The sequence below is a fragment of the Streptomyces sp. NPDC036984 genome (assembly GCF_055607665.1).
This window is the reverse complement of the sequence record NZ_JBVJRL010000012.1, coordinates 24722-40552: the sequence shown is the minus strand read 5'-3', so window position 1 is coordinate 40552 and position 15831 is coordinate 24722. Positions and strand designations below refer to the sequence as shown.

Here is a 15831-nt window from a genome sequence, read left to right as displayed (position 1 = left end):
GGGCCGCCGCCCGGCCGACGGATACGCAGGTGAAACGCACTCTGAAACCTTGGTATTGTTGTCCATGTCGCCGCGGGGAACACACCGCGCAAGGCGGCAGACACCTGGTCCGGGTGGCGGAATGGCAGACGCGCTAGCTTGAGGTGCTAGTGCCCTTTATCGGGCGTGGGGGTTCAAGTCCCCCCTCGGACACCAGCGGGAAACCCCAGTTCATCTGGGGTTTTTCTGTTTCCCCGGCTCCCGGGACCGCTCGGTAGAAGCCCGAGGGGCGCCTCGCCTGGCAGTGAGAGGCATCTCCTTGCTGGTGCGCACGTCGGATGTCAGTGACTCCCCCTACCATCCTCGCGAGTCATCAAAGAGGAGCGCGTGTGGTGGACGTAATCCGTCGAGGCGAGCGGGGCAGGCAGAAGACCTGGCAATGGCTCATGGTCCTGACAGCGCAGCGCGGACTGTGTACCTACTGCGGCCGGTCGGCTGCCACGACGATCGATCACGAGGCACCCATCGCCGATGGGGGAGCGGACATCTGGTGGAATTTCGTTCCGGCCTGCGATGACTGCAATCGCTGGAAGAAGGGCCGCAGCGCAAGGCGCTGGGTAGCGGACATGGACTTGCACCACAGATATCCGAAGGCGGGCTTCGCGACACGGGCTATGCGGCCCGAGGTCTACGCCGGTATCACGAGGCGCGTGGAGCGTGTGCAGCGGGAGATAGCGGACACGGACCGACGCGAGTGGTTCCGGCTGCACTACGGTGCTGAGAGGCATCGCAACAAGACTGAGCTGTCGGAGATCCTTGCACGCTGCAAGGCGGAGTTGCGGGGGTACCCGCACCATCCCTGGCGCACGCCGAAGCTCGGGACATCCCGGAACGTCTGTACCCGCTTGATGTGCTGCGGCTACCAGCACCCGAAGACCAAGCACATGGTGGCCTTCCTGGAGCGCGAGGAGCTCGACGCCTTCCGACGAGCCGTCTTCAACGAACGCGCGCACGAGGGGGAGGTGCTGGGCCGACTCGTCCGGGAGTACCTGGCGGTGAGATTGCCCTAGTGCGGGCCGCCGCGGCCGGTCACCCGCTCCACCCTGGCGGGAGCCGGGATGCCGCGGAACATGTCTGCCCCCGGGTCGCCCTCCGGCTCCTCCGCCATCGAGTTCTGCACCGGAGCGGCCGTGACGGCCGCGTCCGCAGGCGAGTGGCGGGCTTCCTCACCATGAACGCATAGGTGACCGTCTTCACGTACCTGACTGTTCACGGATTGACGCTCACTGCCACGGTTCCCAAGCTGGTGGGAGGGGCTGGCGGAAGGGACCGCAGTCGTGAATGGTGGACAGAGTGGACTGCCCCGCTTGCTGACGGCAGCGGAGACGGCGGCGCCGGCGGACGCCGTCGACGTGGTCGCGGAAAACCTGCGGCGGCGTTTCAACGCCGGCAAGGTCTCCTTCCTCGTCGTGGACCTCACGGGGAAGGCGGTGGCGCGGCTGTCCGCCGCCGTGGAGGGCGGCCGTGAGGCGGAACGGATCCCCCTGTCCGGCAGCGTCTACGAGGAGGTGATCCGTACCCAGCGGCTGTACCAGGAGGCGACCGGCCAGGGACAGCGGGTGATCGTGCCGGTCACCAACCGGGGGGATGCGATCGGGCTACTGGAACTGCTCCTGCCGGCCGATCCCTGCGAGGCCGTCCTCGAGGCGGTCGGGGAAGCCGCACACGTCCTGGCCTACATCGTGATCGCCAACGGTCGCTTCACCGACCTCTACACCTGGGGGAAACGCTCCAGGCCGCCCACCTTGGCAGCTGAAATCCAGTACCAACTGCTACCCCCGTCGCTGTCGTGCGAGGCTGCACAGTTCACGCTGTGCGGGAACCTGGAGCCCTCCGAGGACCTCAGCGGTGACACCTTCGACTACACCGTGGACCGCGACACCTTGCACGTGTCGGTGACCGACCCCATGGGCCACGACATCGATTCCGCCCTGGCCGCCACGGTCCTGATGGGCGCCCTGCGCGGCGCCCGCCGGGCGGGCGCCGACCTGGGCGAACAGGCCCACCGGGCCGACCAGGCACTGATCGACCACGGCCACGGTCACGCCACCGGACAGCTACTGCGCATCAATCTCCACACCGGGCGCGCCCGACTCGTCAACGCAGGTCACCCCTGGCCACTGCGCATGCGAGAGGGGACCGTGGAGGCGATCACCTTCGAGGTGGACCATCCCTTCGGGCTGTCCGAGCTGACCCCCCACCCCTACCGTGTGCAGGACCTCGACCTGCGGCCCGGTGACCGTCTGCTCATGTTCACCGACGGCATGCTCGAACGTCACGGCGAGAAGGTCGACCTGTCCGCCCTGCTGGAGCGCACCCGGAACCTGCACCCCCGGGAGACCACGCTGGCGCTGACGTCCGCGGTCCGGGACGCCGCCGACGGCCAGCTCGAAGACGATGCCACCGCCGTGTGCCTGGACTGGCACGGCCCCCAGGAAACCCAGCGGCACGTCAGCTCGGGCGCGGACACTCAGCAGGCCTCAGCCGCACGCGCGAAGGACCAGCGGTGACTCAGCGCTCTCCTGGACGGTGCCGGACGGCTGGTGACCAGCTCTCGCGTCTCGCCTCTTCCCATCCACGCGGCAAGTCGGGATGGCACGGAAGTGGCGAGCATCGGATCCGGCAGTGTCCACGTCACAGCGCCCTGCGTTCCCACGCCCGGGTGAACAGCGTGGGCAGCGGGGCGGAGGGCACCGCAGCCAGGTGTGACGTCGACCGGTGCTCCCTGGCCAGCGGCAGCAGGCCGAGCTTCGACGCCTCGATCGGGAGGCGAGGCGGCTTCCGCTCCTGCCAGGCGCCCGGCAGGAAGAGGGAGCGGCCCGCTCGCGGCCGGACGGCCCGCAGCACTCGGCCCGACGCGCCCAGCTCGGCCTCCGCTTCTTTGAAGCGGCTCGGTTTCCATCCGGTCCACGCCTTGACGTTGCGGTCCGACGGGTCCGGCAGTGCCAGCAGCATCAGGTAGAGCGACGCGGCGTCCTCGCCCAACCCGAAGGTCTTGACGCAGTCCTCGACGAGATGCGGCACGGACCGCGCGGGGTCCTGTTCCCAGCCGGGGGGCCGCTCGCCGTCGGTGACCAGGTGCTCGCCGAGCGCGGCGAAGTCGTCGCTCAGCAGCAGCCGCAGGTCCGCGAGGGCGGGCAATCCGGAGGGGCTGGGCAGCCACTGAGAGGGCAGTACGGAGTCGAGGTAGGTGTCCAGGGTGTCCAGCAGCGGATCATCGGGTCCCCTGAGCGCGGCAGGGTCCACCCGCAGATGACGCATGTCGTACGCCGCGTCGGCCACCTCCGTGACCGCCGGATGAGTGGTGAGCGCCTCGGTGGAAGGGGGCGGCCCCATCAGGTAGTTGCTCTGCAGTGAGAAGAGCGTGAGCGGGCCGGGGGCCGAGGCCCGCTCCTCGCACAGCCGGGATATCGCCGCGCCGACCACGGGGCGCAGTGGGGCGCCGGCCGGGGTGCGGTAGGCGAGCCAGGCGGCGATCCTCGGCAGGGCCGGCAGCTGCGGTTCGCCCACCAGGCCGGCGCGGTGGGGAGCAAGGCAGTCCGCCCCGGTGGCGAGCCGGCCGAGGAGGGCGGGCAGTCGCAGGTGGGGCCACCACCTCCGGTCGCCCCGGCGCTGCTGCCGGGCGACGGCCGCCTCACCCTCGGGCGGGAGTGTCTCCTTGGTGGCGAGGGGCAGGAGCGCGGTGGGGACGGGCAGCGGAGCGCCCAGCTCCTCCAGCCACCACTCGGCGGCCCGGTCCACGTCCGGCCCCGTGACCCACAGCTGCTCGGGATCGTCGGGAAGGAGCTTGTCGTAGAAGGTCGTGAAGAACCGGGGGCCGAGCGCGTCGGACAGTGCGGCAACCGCCTGTTCCGACTCCTTCTGCCGGATCTTCCAGGGCTCCAGGTCGGCGGAGTAGTGGCGGGAGAGGTAGTCGTCCTCCTCGTCCAGCTGGTGAGGCGCGCAGGGGACGCGTGCGGTCAGCAGTGCGGTGGCCTCCGCAGGGGAGAGGCCCAGCCGCGCGGCGAAGGCTCCGGCGAGCTCCGGGCGGGCCGGTGCCGGGCCGTGCTTGCGGTACAGCTCGGCGAAGCGCGCGAGCCAGCCGCCGGGACGCACCGGCTTCAGCACGTGGGCACGCGTGAGCTTCACGCCCGCGGGAGCCAGCGGGCCGTCGTCGGAGAAGGTCCCGTCCGGGGAGTACTCCCACAACGTACGACGGGGGTCTCTGCCTCTGCTCGTCAGTACGTAGGCGACGGACGTGGCCGTCCGGAAGACCTTCCCGGGAAGCGGAGCGTTGATGTCGGTACGGTCCTCGGGAACCTCGCAGTGGACGATCCGCCAGCGGCCCGGCTCACCGGTGACGAAGGGATGGGCGGCGTACGTCATCAGCGACCGGGCCGCCGAGCCGTCCGCCCTCGAGGAGACGGCGCACAGGGCGAGTGCCGCGCCGCACGCGTGCGTGCGGCGGAACCGGCCGTCGTGGGGCATGCGGTCGAGCGTGGTGGTGGCCTGCGCCAGATCGCCTCCCCAGACGGCGGTGCCGTCCTTGGCGAGCTTCATCATCTGACGGCTCACCTGGTCCTCCGGCTCCTCCGGCCGCGCGCCGGCGGTCGGCACCACATCACCCTCGCCGGGAGTGAGGCGGCGGACAAGACGCTCCAGTCCCGCACGGCAGTTGACGGCCATCACCAGGGAGCGGGCGGCCCGGCTGTCCATCGGCTCGCCCAGTTGCGGCAGCGCTTCCAGGATCGGCCCGCGATTGGGTCCCCGGACACCCTCCCGCTCGACGTAGTAGGGCTGGAGCCTGCCCAGCAGCTCCTCCACCTGCGCGCGCGAGACGGTGTCGGGCAGCTCCGCCATCAGCAGCGGTACGACGTCCACCGCCGCGAACTCCGCAGCCGCGTCCTCACCCTGCAGGAGCAGGTCCACCGCGACGCCCACGTGTACGAGACGGCCGAGCAGCAGGACCAGCTCCTCGAAGTCGACCCCCGCGCGCAGCTTCGCCCGCTCGCGGCCGAACCAGGCGCGGATCTCCTCGTGCCCGATCGGATTGTCGAACAGCTCAGGGATCCGCTCCCAGCCCTTGGTCTCGTGCGGCTGGTACCAGGCGTTGGACGCCAGGTCCTTGGTGGTCATCTCCAGGTCGGCGCGCACCCGTGCCCGCAGCTCCCGGGCGAAGCGCTCGTCCGCCTGCAGGTGCTCCAGCTTCGGCCGATGGCTGAGCTGGATGTGGTACAGCTGCGACGGGCCAAGGAGCTCCGGCGGGTCGGCGACCGGCGCTCCGTGCTCCAGAAGCAGGTCGATCAGATCGAGAGGCGTTTTACCGTCGGCGCGTTCGCCGATGCGCCGGTAACGGAACTCCACGGGCACACCGTCGGCCGCCAGCTTCGGCGCGATCCTCTCGGCGATCTCGTACATGACGGGCCAGGTGCCGTTCCTGTCGCTGTTCGCCAATACGCACGCGGACAGCCAGGCGGCGGCCTCGCCCACGGGCAGCCCCGGGACCTCACCGGTGAGCAGCGCCAGCGCACCGGTGCGCTCCAGCAGCTCCCGCCACACCCTGGAACTGTCGCCGAAACGGCGAGGACGCAGGCTCAGCACCTGGCGGACCGCCTCCGGGGCGTGCGTGCCCAGCAGGTCCATGGCCCGGCCCTTGAGGCAGTCGGCCAAGAACTTGTCGTCGGCCGGCGAGGCACCGCCGACCAGGAACATCTCCCCGAGCAGCGTGGCCAGTTCCCTCTCCGGTTCGAGACCGGCGGCCCTGGCGAGCTTGCGCACATCGACGGCCAGCTGCGGGTACACCTCGGACGACGCCTGGATGCGGCGGATCACCACCAGGCGGAAGCGCGAGAGGTCCGCCTCGGTCGCCACTCCCTTGACGGCCAGCTCACGGGCCCAGGCCCGCAGAGCCGTGGCGGAGAGGGCCTTGCCCTCGGCGTACGTGAGGTACCGGCGCAGCAGCCACTCCCTGTCTACCTTGCGCGCCTGCACCCGCTCGGCGGTGCGGGCCCGCCCGAACCAGGCGGCGGCTGCCGGATGCGCTCCCTGGCGCAGGGCAAGGTCGGCCATCTCGTCGAGGAGCGTGATCAGCAGAGCGGGAGCCGACTCCTCCAAGTCCTCTAGGACACCGTCGATGCCCGCCTTGTAGACGTAACTCCACTGGTTCGTACGGTTCTGCAGGAGGAGGAGCTTCTCGGCCGCCAGCTCCTCGAGACCGGGGTGGGCGGCGATGACCCGCTCGGGGAAGGGAAGCACACCGTCGGAGGGGTCCGGTATGCCGGTGGAGAAGCAGCCGTCCGGCTCCCAGTGCTGCCCGCGCATCAAGTGGTCGCGGTACGGGATGAGCTGTTGGGGAAGCAGTTGGGTCAGCGTACGGCCGTCGAACCCGGCATATGTACGGGCCCACAGGCCGCCGTCGCCCAGCTCGTCGGTGAGCTCGACGGACTCGGCCTCCAGAGCCTCCCGCCACAGCGGGTCGGCGTCGGCCAGGGCACGCGGCACGCTCACCCCGGCCGGCGCCCACTCACCCGCTCGAAGGCGGCACGCCTCACGGTGGCCCCGCAGATGCGTCCGTTCCTCGAGCAGGGAGACGAGCCCCGGAGCACCCGCGAGCGGGTCGGGAAACTTCTTGAGCCTTCGCCCCTGGGGGTTGCGGTAGACGACCTCCAGATCATCCGTCAGTTCCGCGGTGTACCCGCTCTTTTCCACACGCCTGCCCATGCGTCGGCCTTCCCCCGTGGTGCTGGTCGATGATCACACGCTACGCGGTGGCACTGACATCGCCGCTTCCCAGGCCTGGCCCTCGCCGCCGGCAGGCCGCCCGAAGAGGGCGCCGGCCGGGATCCTGGTCGGTTGACTCCCGCCGCTGTCTAAGAAAGGGCGGCGATCTCGCTGTTGAGGCGGCGCTCCGGCGAGACGGCCGACCCCGAGGCAGGTGATTGCCGAGCGCAGGATCGCAGGAGCCCGCTCCACCGGTGAGCGGTCGGCTCGGAGAAAATCGGTACTCCTCGGCTGATCATTTTCCTAGACTCGCCACACACCGCGTGCCGCACCGACACACCACGGCGGCGCGCTTCGTGATCCGTGAGTATCGAGGGGAGCCGGGCCGTGCGTGACCGTACCGCCGTCGTCGTTCCCCCTGCGCGGACCGAGGTGATCCTGGTGTCCTCGTCCGTCCGGTGCCCGCTGCGCGGCCGGCACCGGATGCCCGTGACGCCACGCTGACACCCCGGCGACCTGCCCGGCATCCCGCCCGGGCCGGCGCCGTACCGTCCGCTCCTACCGGCACACGGGGAATCGCGCTGCCCTTTCCCAGCACAGACTTCCCGAAAGGCACCGGGCCGTGCGCACCCACATCGACACTCTCGCCGCCGTCCGCAACCTCGGCATCCTCGCCCACGTCGACGCCGGCAAGACCACCGTCACCGAGCGGATCCTGTACGCGACGGGCACCACCCACAAGCGGGGCGAGGTGCACGACGGCACCACCGTCACCGACTTCGACCCGCAGGAACGCGACCGTGGCATCACGATCTTCGCCGCCGCGGTGAGCTGCGCCTGGAACGGCCATCGCATCAACCTCATCGACACCCCCGGCCACGTCGACTTCGCCGACGAGGTCGAGCGGTCGCTGCGCGTTCTCGACGGGGCGGTCGCCGTGTTCGACGCCGTCGCCGGGGTCGAGCCGCAGAGCGAGTCGGTGTGGCGGCAGGCCGACCGGCACGGCGTCCCGAGGATCGCGTTCGTCAACAAGCTGGACCGCGCCGGCGCCGACCTGGACCGGGCCGTCGGCTCCATCCGGGACCGGCTCCACCCCGCGCCCCTGGTCGTGCAGCTGCCGATCGGTGCCGAGGACGGCTTCACCGGCGTGGTGGACCTGGTGCGGATGCGGTCCCTGACGTGGGGCGACGGGGAGAGTACGGCCGTGGAGGGCGCGGTACCCGAAGAACTGCGGGAGGAGGCGGTACGGCGGCGCCGCGCGCTGGAGGAGGCGGTGGCCGAACGGCATCCGGCGGCCCTGGAGGAGTTCTGCGACCGCGAGACGCTCTCCGCCGCCACCCTCAGCGCAGCCCTGCGCGACCTCACCCACAGCGGGGACGGCGTGGTCGTGCTGTGCGGATCCGCCTATCGCAACCGTGGCATCGAACCGCTGCTGGACGCGGTGGTGGCCTACCTGCCCTCACCGTTGGACGTACCCGCCGTGCGGGGTGTCCACGACGGCGCCGAGCAGCGGCGGGCCGCCGATCCCGCAGCGCCGTTCGCGGGGCTCGTGTTCAAGGTGAACGCCGGCGCCACCGGGCGCCTGGCCTACGTGCGCGTGTACTCGGGCACGGTCGAGAAGGGGGACTCCGTGTGGGACCCGGGCACCGGGCGTACCGAGCGGGTGGCGCGCATCCTGCGGGTCATGGCGGACCGGCATGTCCAGCTCGACCGGGCGGTCGCCGGTGACATCGTCGCCGTCGCTGGCGTGAAGTCGGCCCGGACCGGCGCCACGCTGTGCGATCCCGGGGCCCCGCTCCAACTGGAGCCGCCCGTGGCCGCCGAGCCGGTGGTGTCCGTGGCGGTCGAGGCGCGGCGGAGCACGGACACCGGGCGGCTCGCGGCGTCACTCGCCCGGCTCGCCGAGGAGGACCCCTCGCTGGTGGTGCGCACCGACGCCGACACCGGGCAGACCGTTCTGTCCGGGATGGGCGAACTCCATCTGGAGGTCGCGGTGGAGAAGATCCGCCGCGACGGCGGCCCGGAGGTCACCGTGGGCCGGCCCAGGGTCGCCTACCGGGAGACCGTCGTCGGTACCGTGCGCGGGTTCGTGTTCCGGCACGTCAAACAGGACGGCGGCGCCGGGCAGTTCGCGCATGTCGTTCTCGACGTCGAGCCGCTCGGCCCCGGAACCGGCGTCACCGGCTTCGAGTTCCGGTCCGCCGTGGTCGGCGGGCGGGTGCCGCAGGAGTACGTGCGCGCGGTGGAGGCCGGCTGCCGGGACGCCCTCGCAGAGGGACCGCTCGGCGGGCACCCGGTGACCGGGCTGCGCGTCACGCTCACCGACGGCTCCACGCATGTGAAGGACTCCTCCGACATGGCCTTCCGCACCGCCGGCCGGCTCGGCCTCCGCGAGGCCCTGCGGGCCTGCGGGACGGAGCTGCTCGAACCGGTCGCCGAGGTCACGGTGACCGTGCCGGCGGACGCGGTCGGCGGGGTCCTCGGGGATCTGGCCGCCCGGCGCGGCCGGGTCGGCGGCAACGAGGCCCGCGGCGGCGCGGCCGTGCTGACCGCGACCGTGCCGCTGGCCGAACTGTTCGGCTACGCAACCCGGTTGCGCAGCCGCACACAGGGCCGCGGCACCTTCACCACCCGACCCACCGGCTACGCACCGGCACCCCGGCCGACACCGGTCGGGTAGCGACCTCAGCCGAGGGAGCCGAGGGAGCCCGGAGAGCCGAGGGAGCCGAGCGCCGAGAGGACGAGAACCGAGAGGACGAGAGCCGATGAGCGAGAGGTGACAGCCGACGGGCGTGCGGAGGCGGCAGGAGGCCGGCTCCGCCCGCCCGCCGCCCGCCCGCCCGGGTATTCGACCACCGACGACGGCATCGACGTCGTACCCGCGGTCGTACCCGCGCATCCCCCATCGGCTCACCACCCACGTGAGTTCGGTGACCTGAACGCAGACCGGCCGCGGGGCCGAGCGCCTGACGGTTCGCCGCCTCTACGTCAACGGCCCATCGACACACAACCGTTGCAGTACGGCGCTCCGGCTCACCCGCCGCAGGTCACGCACCCCACGGCCGCCCGGCCCCGCCACCTGGTCTCTCCGTGTGCCGTGGTGTACCGGCCCGCCGGGGCGGTTTGTGTGCCGGATCCCTTGACGAGCGATTGGCTGGAGGTTTAACTCACGTCCTAAATTAAGTCATGAGTGCAATGCACTCCCCGAAGGGACACCGGGAGCCATGCGCAGCATCCGAGCCGCGGCCGTAGGCGCCGTCACACTGTCTCTCGCCCTTGCGGCCACGGCCTGCGGAGGCGGATCGTCCACCAGCGGCGGGTCGAACGACTCGCCGAAGACGTTGACGTACTGGGCCTCCAACCAAGGCGCCGGCGTCGCCGTGGACAAGCAGGTTCTCCAGCCGGAGCTCGACAAGTTCGAGAAGCGGACCGGCATCAAGGTGAAGCTGGAGGTCGTGCCCTGGTCGGATCTGCTCAACCGGATCCTGACCGCGACCACCTCGGGCCAGGGCCCGGACGTGCTGAACATCGGCAACACCTGGAGCGCCTCCCTCCAGGCGACCGGCGCCCTGCTGCCGTGGGACGAGAAGAACTTCGCCGAGATCGGCGGCAGGGACCGGTTCGCCGACACCGCTCTCGGCTCGACCGGCGCGGCGGGCAAGGACCCGGCCGCGGTCCCGCTGTACTCGATGGCGTACGCCCTCTACTACAACAAGAAGATCTTCGCCGACGCCGGCATCGCCAAGCCCCCGGCGACCTGGGACGAGTTGGTCGCCGACGGCAAGAAGATCAAGGCCAAGGGTGCGTCGGTGCTCGGCGCCGAGGGGGCGAACCTGTCGGAGAACATCCACCACGTCTTCGTCTTCGCCAAGCAGCACGGCGCCGACTTCTTCACCGCCGACGGCAAGCCCGACTTCACCAACCCCAAGGTGGTCTCGGCGGTCAAGAGGTACGTCGACCTGATGGCCAAGGACAAGGTCATCCCGGCCGGCGACGCCGAGTACGCGCAGAACCAGTCCGTCAGCGACTTCGCCAAGGGCAAGCAGGCCATGCTGCTGTGGCAGTCGGCCGCCGCCAACCTCAAGTCCCAGGGCATGAGCGAGGACGCCTACGGCATCGCGCCGGTACCGGTGCTCTCCGGAACGCCCGGCACGGGCACTCAGGTCGACTCGGCCGTCATGGGCATCAACATCGCCGTCTTCAAGAACACGCACAACCTCGACGGCGCCAGGAAGTTCGTCAAGTTCATGACCTCCGACGCCGAACAGAAGACCCTCAACAAGGCCTACAGCTCCATCCCGCCGGTCAAGGCCGCCCAGGAGGACCCGGCGTTCAGCGCTCCGGCCACCGCGGTGCTGAAGGACACCCTCGCCACGAGCGCGGCCGCGCTGCCGCAGGTGCCGGCCGAGTCGCAGTTCGAGACGGCGGTCGGTACGGCCGTCAAGGAGCTGTTCGCCGACGCCGCCGCCGGGCGTGCCGTGACCGCCGACTCGGTCAGGGCGAAGCTGGAGAAGGCCCAGCAGCAGATGCCGGCGGCGTGACGACGATGACGACCACCGCACTGAAGGAACCGGTGCGTGAGACGTCCCCCGGTGCGGCGCGCGAACCCCGCCGCCGCACCGGGCGGATCACCCGCGTCTCGCTGCCCTACCTGCTGCTCCTGCCCGCCCTGCTCCTCGAACTCCTCGTCCACCTGGTGCCGATGGCGATCGGCATCGTGATGAGCTTCAAGGAGCTCACCCAGTTCTACATCCGCGACTGGGGGACCGCCCCCTGGAGCGGATTCGACAACTACCGGGTGTCGGTGGACTTCGACGCCCCCGTCGGCAAGGCGCTGCTGCACTCGTTCGGCGTCACCGTCGGCTTCACCCTGCTGTCGGTCGGCCTGTGCTGGCTGATCGGCACCGCCGCCGCGGTCTTCATGCAGGACACCTTCCGCGGGCGCGGCCTGCTGCGCGCGCTGTTCCTGGTGCCGTACGCGCTGCCCGTCTACGCCGCCGTCATCACCTGGGTGTTCATGTTCCAGCACGACAACGGCCTGGTGAACCACGTCCTGCACGACCAGCTGCACCTCACCGACAAGCCGTCCTTCTGGCTGATCGGCGACAACAGCTTCTACGCCCTGCTGACCGTGTCCGTGTGGAAGGGCTGGCCGTTCGCGTTCCTCATCGTCACCGCCGGACTCCAGAACATCCCGCGCGAGCTGTACGAGGCCGCCGCGCTGGACGGCGCCGGGATGTGGCAGCAGATCCGCCGCATCACCCTGCCGTCGCTGCGCCCGGTCAACCAGGTGCTGGTGCTGGTGCTGTTCCTGTGGACGTTCAACGACTTCAACACGCCGTACGTGCTGTTCGGCAAGTCCGCCCCCGAGGCCGCCGACCTCATCTCGGTGCACATCTACCAGTCCTCCTTCGTCACCTGGAACTTCGGTACCGGCTCGGCCATGTCCGTCCTGCTGCTGTTCTTCCTGCTGGTCGTGACGGGCGGATACCTGCTGCTGACCTCGCGCGGACGGAGGCCCGCCGATGCGTGACTCGTCCATGGCACCGCCGCGTTCGTTCCTGTGGTCGCGGCGGGTGTTCCTCACCCTGCTCGCCGGCTTCGTGCTGACCCCGGTGTACGTGATGGTCTCCAGCTCGCTGAAGCCGCTCGCCGACGTCACCGGCACGTTCCACTGGCTGCCCAGCGCGCTGACCGTCCGGCCGTACATCGACATCTGGTCGACCGTGCCGCTCGCGACGTACTTCGCGAACTCGCTGATCGTGGCCGGCGCGGCGACGATCTGCTCGGTGGTCATCGCGGTGTTCGCCGCCTACGCCGTGAGCCGCTACGACTTCCGCGGCAAGCGCGTCTTCACGGTCACCGTGCTGTCCACCCAGATGCTCCCGGGCATCCTCTTCCTGCTCCCGCTCTTCCTGATCTACGTCAACATCGGCAACGCCACCGGCATCGCCCTGTTCGGCTCCCGTGGCGGGCTGATCCTGACGTACCTCACCTTCTCGCTGCCGTTCTCCATCTGGATGCTGATCGGTTACTTCGACTCGGTGCCGCGCGACCTGGACGAGGCCGCGCTCGTGGACGGCTGCGGCCCGCTCGGCGCGCTGTTCCGGATCGTCGTACCGGCAGCGATCCCGGGCATCGTCGCGGTCGCCGTCTACGCCTTCATGACCGCCTGGGGAGAGGTGCTCTTCGCGTCGGTCATGACCAACGACACCACCCGCACCCTCGCCGTCGGCCTCCAGGGCTACTCCACCCTCAACGACGTCTACTGGAACCAGATCATGGCCGCCTCGCTGGTCGTCAGCGTGCCCGTGGTGGCCGGCTTCCTGCTGCTTCAGCGCTATCTCGTCGCGGGTCTGACGGCGGGCGCCGTCAAGTGACCCACACCCCTGATCCCGAAGGGACTTCCGTGTCCGAACCCATCGACCTCGCCGCCTTTCCGCACGACTTCCTGTGGGGCACGGCCACAGCGGCGTACCAGATCGAGGGAGCCGTCGCCGAGGACGGCCGTTCGCCCTCGATCTGGGACACCTTCTCGCACACGCCGGGGAAGATCGCGAACGGCGACAACGGTGACATCGCCTGCGACCACTACCACCGCTGGCGCGAGGACATCGGCCTGATGCGACAACTCGGCGTCAATGCCTACCGGTTGTCGGTCGCCTGGTCCCGTGTGATCCCCGGCGGGACCGGCTCGGTCAATCCCAAGGGGCTCGCCTTCTACGACGAGTTGGTGGACGCCCTGCTGGAGGCGGGCATCACCCCTTCCATCACCCTGTACCACTGGGACCTGCCGCAGGCGCTTCAGGACCGCGGCGGCTGGCCGGAGCGGGACACCGCCCAGGCGTTCGCCGAGTACGCCTCCGTCGTCGCCGGGCGCCTCGGCGACCGCGTCCAGCTCTGGGCCACCCTCAACGAGCCCTCCTGCTCGTCCTGGATCGGCCACCTGGAGGGCACGATGGCCCCCGGCTGGACCGACCTCACTGCCGCCGTCCGTGCCTCCTGCCACCTGCTCCTCGGCCACGGCCTCGCCGCCCAGGCGGTACGCGCCGCCGCCCCCGGTGCGCGGATCGGCATCGTGAACAACCTCTCCACCGTGCACCCGGCCACCGACCGCCCCGAGGACCTGGCGGCGGCCCAACGGCATGACGGCCATGTCAACCGCTGGTGGCTCGACCCGGTGCACGGCCGCGGCTTCCCCGCCGACATGGTGGAGACCTACGGCGTCGAACTGCCCGTAACCGCCGCGGACTTGGTGACCATCGCCACCCCGCTGGACTGGCTCGGCCTGAACTACTACTTCCCGGCATACGTCGCCGACGACCCCGACGGGCCTGCGCCCTACGCCCGTACCGTGCGCCGCGCGGGCATCCCGCGCACCGGCATGGACTGGGAGATCGACGCGAGCGGCATCGAGACACTGCTGCTGCGGCTCACCGAGGAGTACGGCGCCCGCAGGATCTACGTCACCGAGAACGGCTCCGCCTTCCCGGACGTGGTCCGCCCCGACGGCACCGTCGACGACCCGGACCGCCAGGACTACCTGGAGCGCCATCTGGCCGCCTGCGCCTCCGCAGCCCGCAAGGGCGCGCCGCTGGCCGGCTACTTCGCCTGGTCCCTGCTGGACAACTTCGAGTGGGCATACGGCTACGACAAGCGTTTCGGCCTGGTCCACGTCGACTACCGCACCCAGGTCCGCACGATCAAGGGCAGCGGTCACCGGTACGCGGACATCGTCCGCGTCCACCGCGACCGGCGGCGCCGGGCCGCCTGAGTCCGGCCCGGACGGCCGGTGGACACGTGCGGGAAGCCCGTGTCCACCGGCCGGCACCCCTCCTTTTTGTGGCACGACGCCCTTCCGGCGCCGGCCGCCACCGACAACGCCCTCCCCGGTCACCCGCCAGGACCGGCCCGATACGGTGTGCCCGGTGTCGGGGAGGCCCGGGAACCGGGGAGGAAGGGGCGGAGTGGTGGTGGGGAAGGAGCCGCAGCGGGAGCAGGGGCGGGCGTACCTGCGCAGGCAGGCCCGGGTGCGCGGGCTGATGCTCGGGCTGGCTCTCGGTGACACGCTGGGCGCGGCCCGGGGCGGGCTCCCGGCTGCCGGCCCGCTGCGGGCCGGCGTCAGCACGCAGCTGGCCTGTTTCACCGCCGAGGGCGTCATCCGTGCCATGGTGCGCGGTCAGCACAAGGGCATCTGCCATCCGCCCGGGGTGGTGCTGCACGCCTACTGCCGCTGGGCGGCACTCCAGGGCATCGAAGTGGAACGGATGCGGCGCCGCTGGGTCTCCTGGCCGACCGACCGGGTGTGGCCGGACGGCTGGCTCGCGGGCGTGCCCGCGCTGGCCGAGCGGCGCGGCAGCGCTCCGGCGACGGTGACGGCCCTGTCCCGGATCGAGGACCCGCACAGCCGGATCGCCACGCCGAGCCGGGGCTGCCACGCGCTCACCCGGACCCTCCCGGTGGCCGTGGCCGGTCCCCAATGGGCCGAGCAGGCAGGTGAGTTCGCGGCGCTCACGCACGGGGACGAGGCCGCGCAGTCCGCCGCCGTGCAGGCGGCCGTCCTGCTCCACCACTGTCTGACGGCGCCGCTGCCGGACACCCCCGGGGAGGCCGGGGACCGCCTCGTGCGCGCGGCCCTGGAGGCGGGGATCGCCGCGCTGCCGGGCGAGCGCCGCCGGCTCTCCGGCGACGAGCACGAGCGGCTGCCGACGGCGTTCCGGCAGGCCGTCGACCGGCCCGCGGAGCCGGCCCTGCTGGCCCGCCTGGCCCCGGACGCGACCGCCCCCTCGGCGCTGCTGGGTGGCCTCTACACGGCGGCCTCGTTCCCAGGCCGGGCCCGGTTCCGGGACGCGCTCGAGTTCGCGGCGGGCGCGCCCGACGGTGACTCCGTGGCCTGTGTGGCCGGGGCGCTGCTCGGTGCGGTCCACGGCGCCGAGGCGCTGCCGGCGGACCTGGTGAGCCGGCACGAACTGGCCTGGGCGCTGGACACCCTGGCCCGCGACCTGACCGCCCAGATCGACGACTCGCCCAGCGGCAGCGAGTACATCAAGGGCTGGGACCCGCACTGGTGGGACCGCTACCCCGGCTGGTGAG

At 71.0% G+C, this 15831-nt stretch carries 9 protein-coding genes and 1 tRNA gene; 9 read left to right on the top strand and 1 reads right to left on the bottom strand.

Going from position 1 to position 15831, the window contains the following annotated elements; translation table 11 throughout:
- The first annotated feature begins 107 nt into the window (after positions 1 to 107).
- The 3 genes from ACZ7DL_RS22120 to ACZ7DL_RS22110 all read left to right on the top strand — a co-directional run bounded on the left by ACZ7DL_RS22120 (position 108) and on the right by ACZ7DL_RS22110 (position 2549).
- Positions 108 to 195: transfer RNA gene (locus ACZ7DL_RS22120), tRNA-Leu, on the top strand.
- A gap of 173 nt (positions 196 to 368) precedes the next feature.
- Entirely contained in the window at positions 369 to 1049 is a 681-nt protein-coding gene (locus ACZ7DL_RS22115; RefSeq protein WP_470776193.1) for an HNH endonuclease, read from the top strand.
- Positions 1050 to 1337: 288 nt separating this feature from the next.
- Entirely contained in the window at positions 1338 to 2549 is a 1212-nt protein-coding gene (locus ACZ7DL_RS22110) for a PP2C family protein-serine/threonine phosphatase (RefSeq protein ID WP_470776524.1), read from the top strand.
- 124 nt (positions 2550 to 2673) lie between these two features.
- Here the strand turns inward: ACZ7DL_RS22110 and ACZ7DL_RS22105 are convergent, their stop codons facing one another.
- Positions 2674 to 6738, bottom strand: coding sequence for a hypothetical protein (locus ACZ7DL_RS22105; RefSeq protein WP_470776191.1), 4065 nt, complete (start codon positions 6736 to 6738; stop codon positions 2674 to 2676).
- A gap of 622 nt (positions 6739 to 7360) precedes the next feature.
- On the opposite strand from ACZ7DL_RS22105, the gene fusA reads away from it, so the two are divergent.
- The 6 genes from fusA to ACZ7DL_RS22075 all read left to right on the top strand — a co-directional run bounded on the left by fusA (position 7361) and on the right by ACZ7DL_RS22075 (position 15830).
- Entirely contained in the window at positions 7361 to 9418 is a 2058-nt protein-coding gene (gene fusA / locus ACZ7DL_RS22100) for an elongation factor G (protein WP_470776189.1), read from the top strand.
- A gap of 544 nt (positions 9419 to 9962) precedes the next feature.
- Positions 9963 to 11279 (top strand): ABC transporter substrate-binding protein, encoded by a 1317-nt coding sequence (locus ACZ7DL_RS22095; RefSeq protein ID WP_470776188.1) that lies wholly within the window; start codon positions 9963 to 9965, stop codon positions 11277 to 11279.
- Positions 11280 to 11284: 5 nt separating this feature from the next.
- The gene (locus ACZ7DL_RS22090) at positions 11285 to 12271 is read left to right on the top strand and encodes a carbohydrate ABC transporter permease (protein ID WP_470776521.1); all 987 of its coding nucleotides are present in this window, start codon (positions 11285 to 11287) and stop codon (positions 12269 to 12271) included.
- Positions 12272 to 12278: 7 nt separating this feature from the next.
- A complete protein-coding gene (locus ACZ7DL_RS22085) occupies positions 12279 to 13118 on the top strand; it encodes a carbohydrate ABC transporter permease (RefSeq protein WP_470776519.1) in 840 nt (279 codons plus the stop codon).
- A 29-nt stretch (positions 13119 to 13147) separates the two neighbouring features.
- Entirely contained in the window at positions 13148 to 14512 is a 1365-nt protein-coding gene (locus ACZ7DL_RS22080) for a GH1 family beta-glucosidase (RefSeq protein WP_470776186.1), read from the top strand.
- Between the two features lie 193 nt (positions 14513 to 14705).
- Positions 14706 to 15830, top strand: a complete 1125-nt coding sequence (locus ACZ7DL_RS22075) for an ADP-ribosylglycohydrolase family protein (protein ID WP_470776184.1) — start codon at positions 14706 to 14708, stop codon at positions 15828 to 15830.
- The last annotated feature ends 1 nt before the right edge of the window (position 15831 follow it).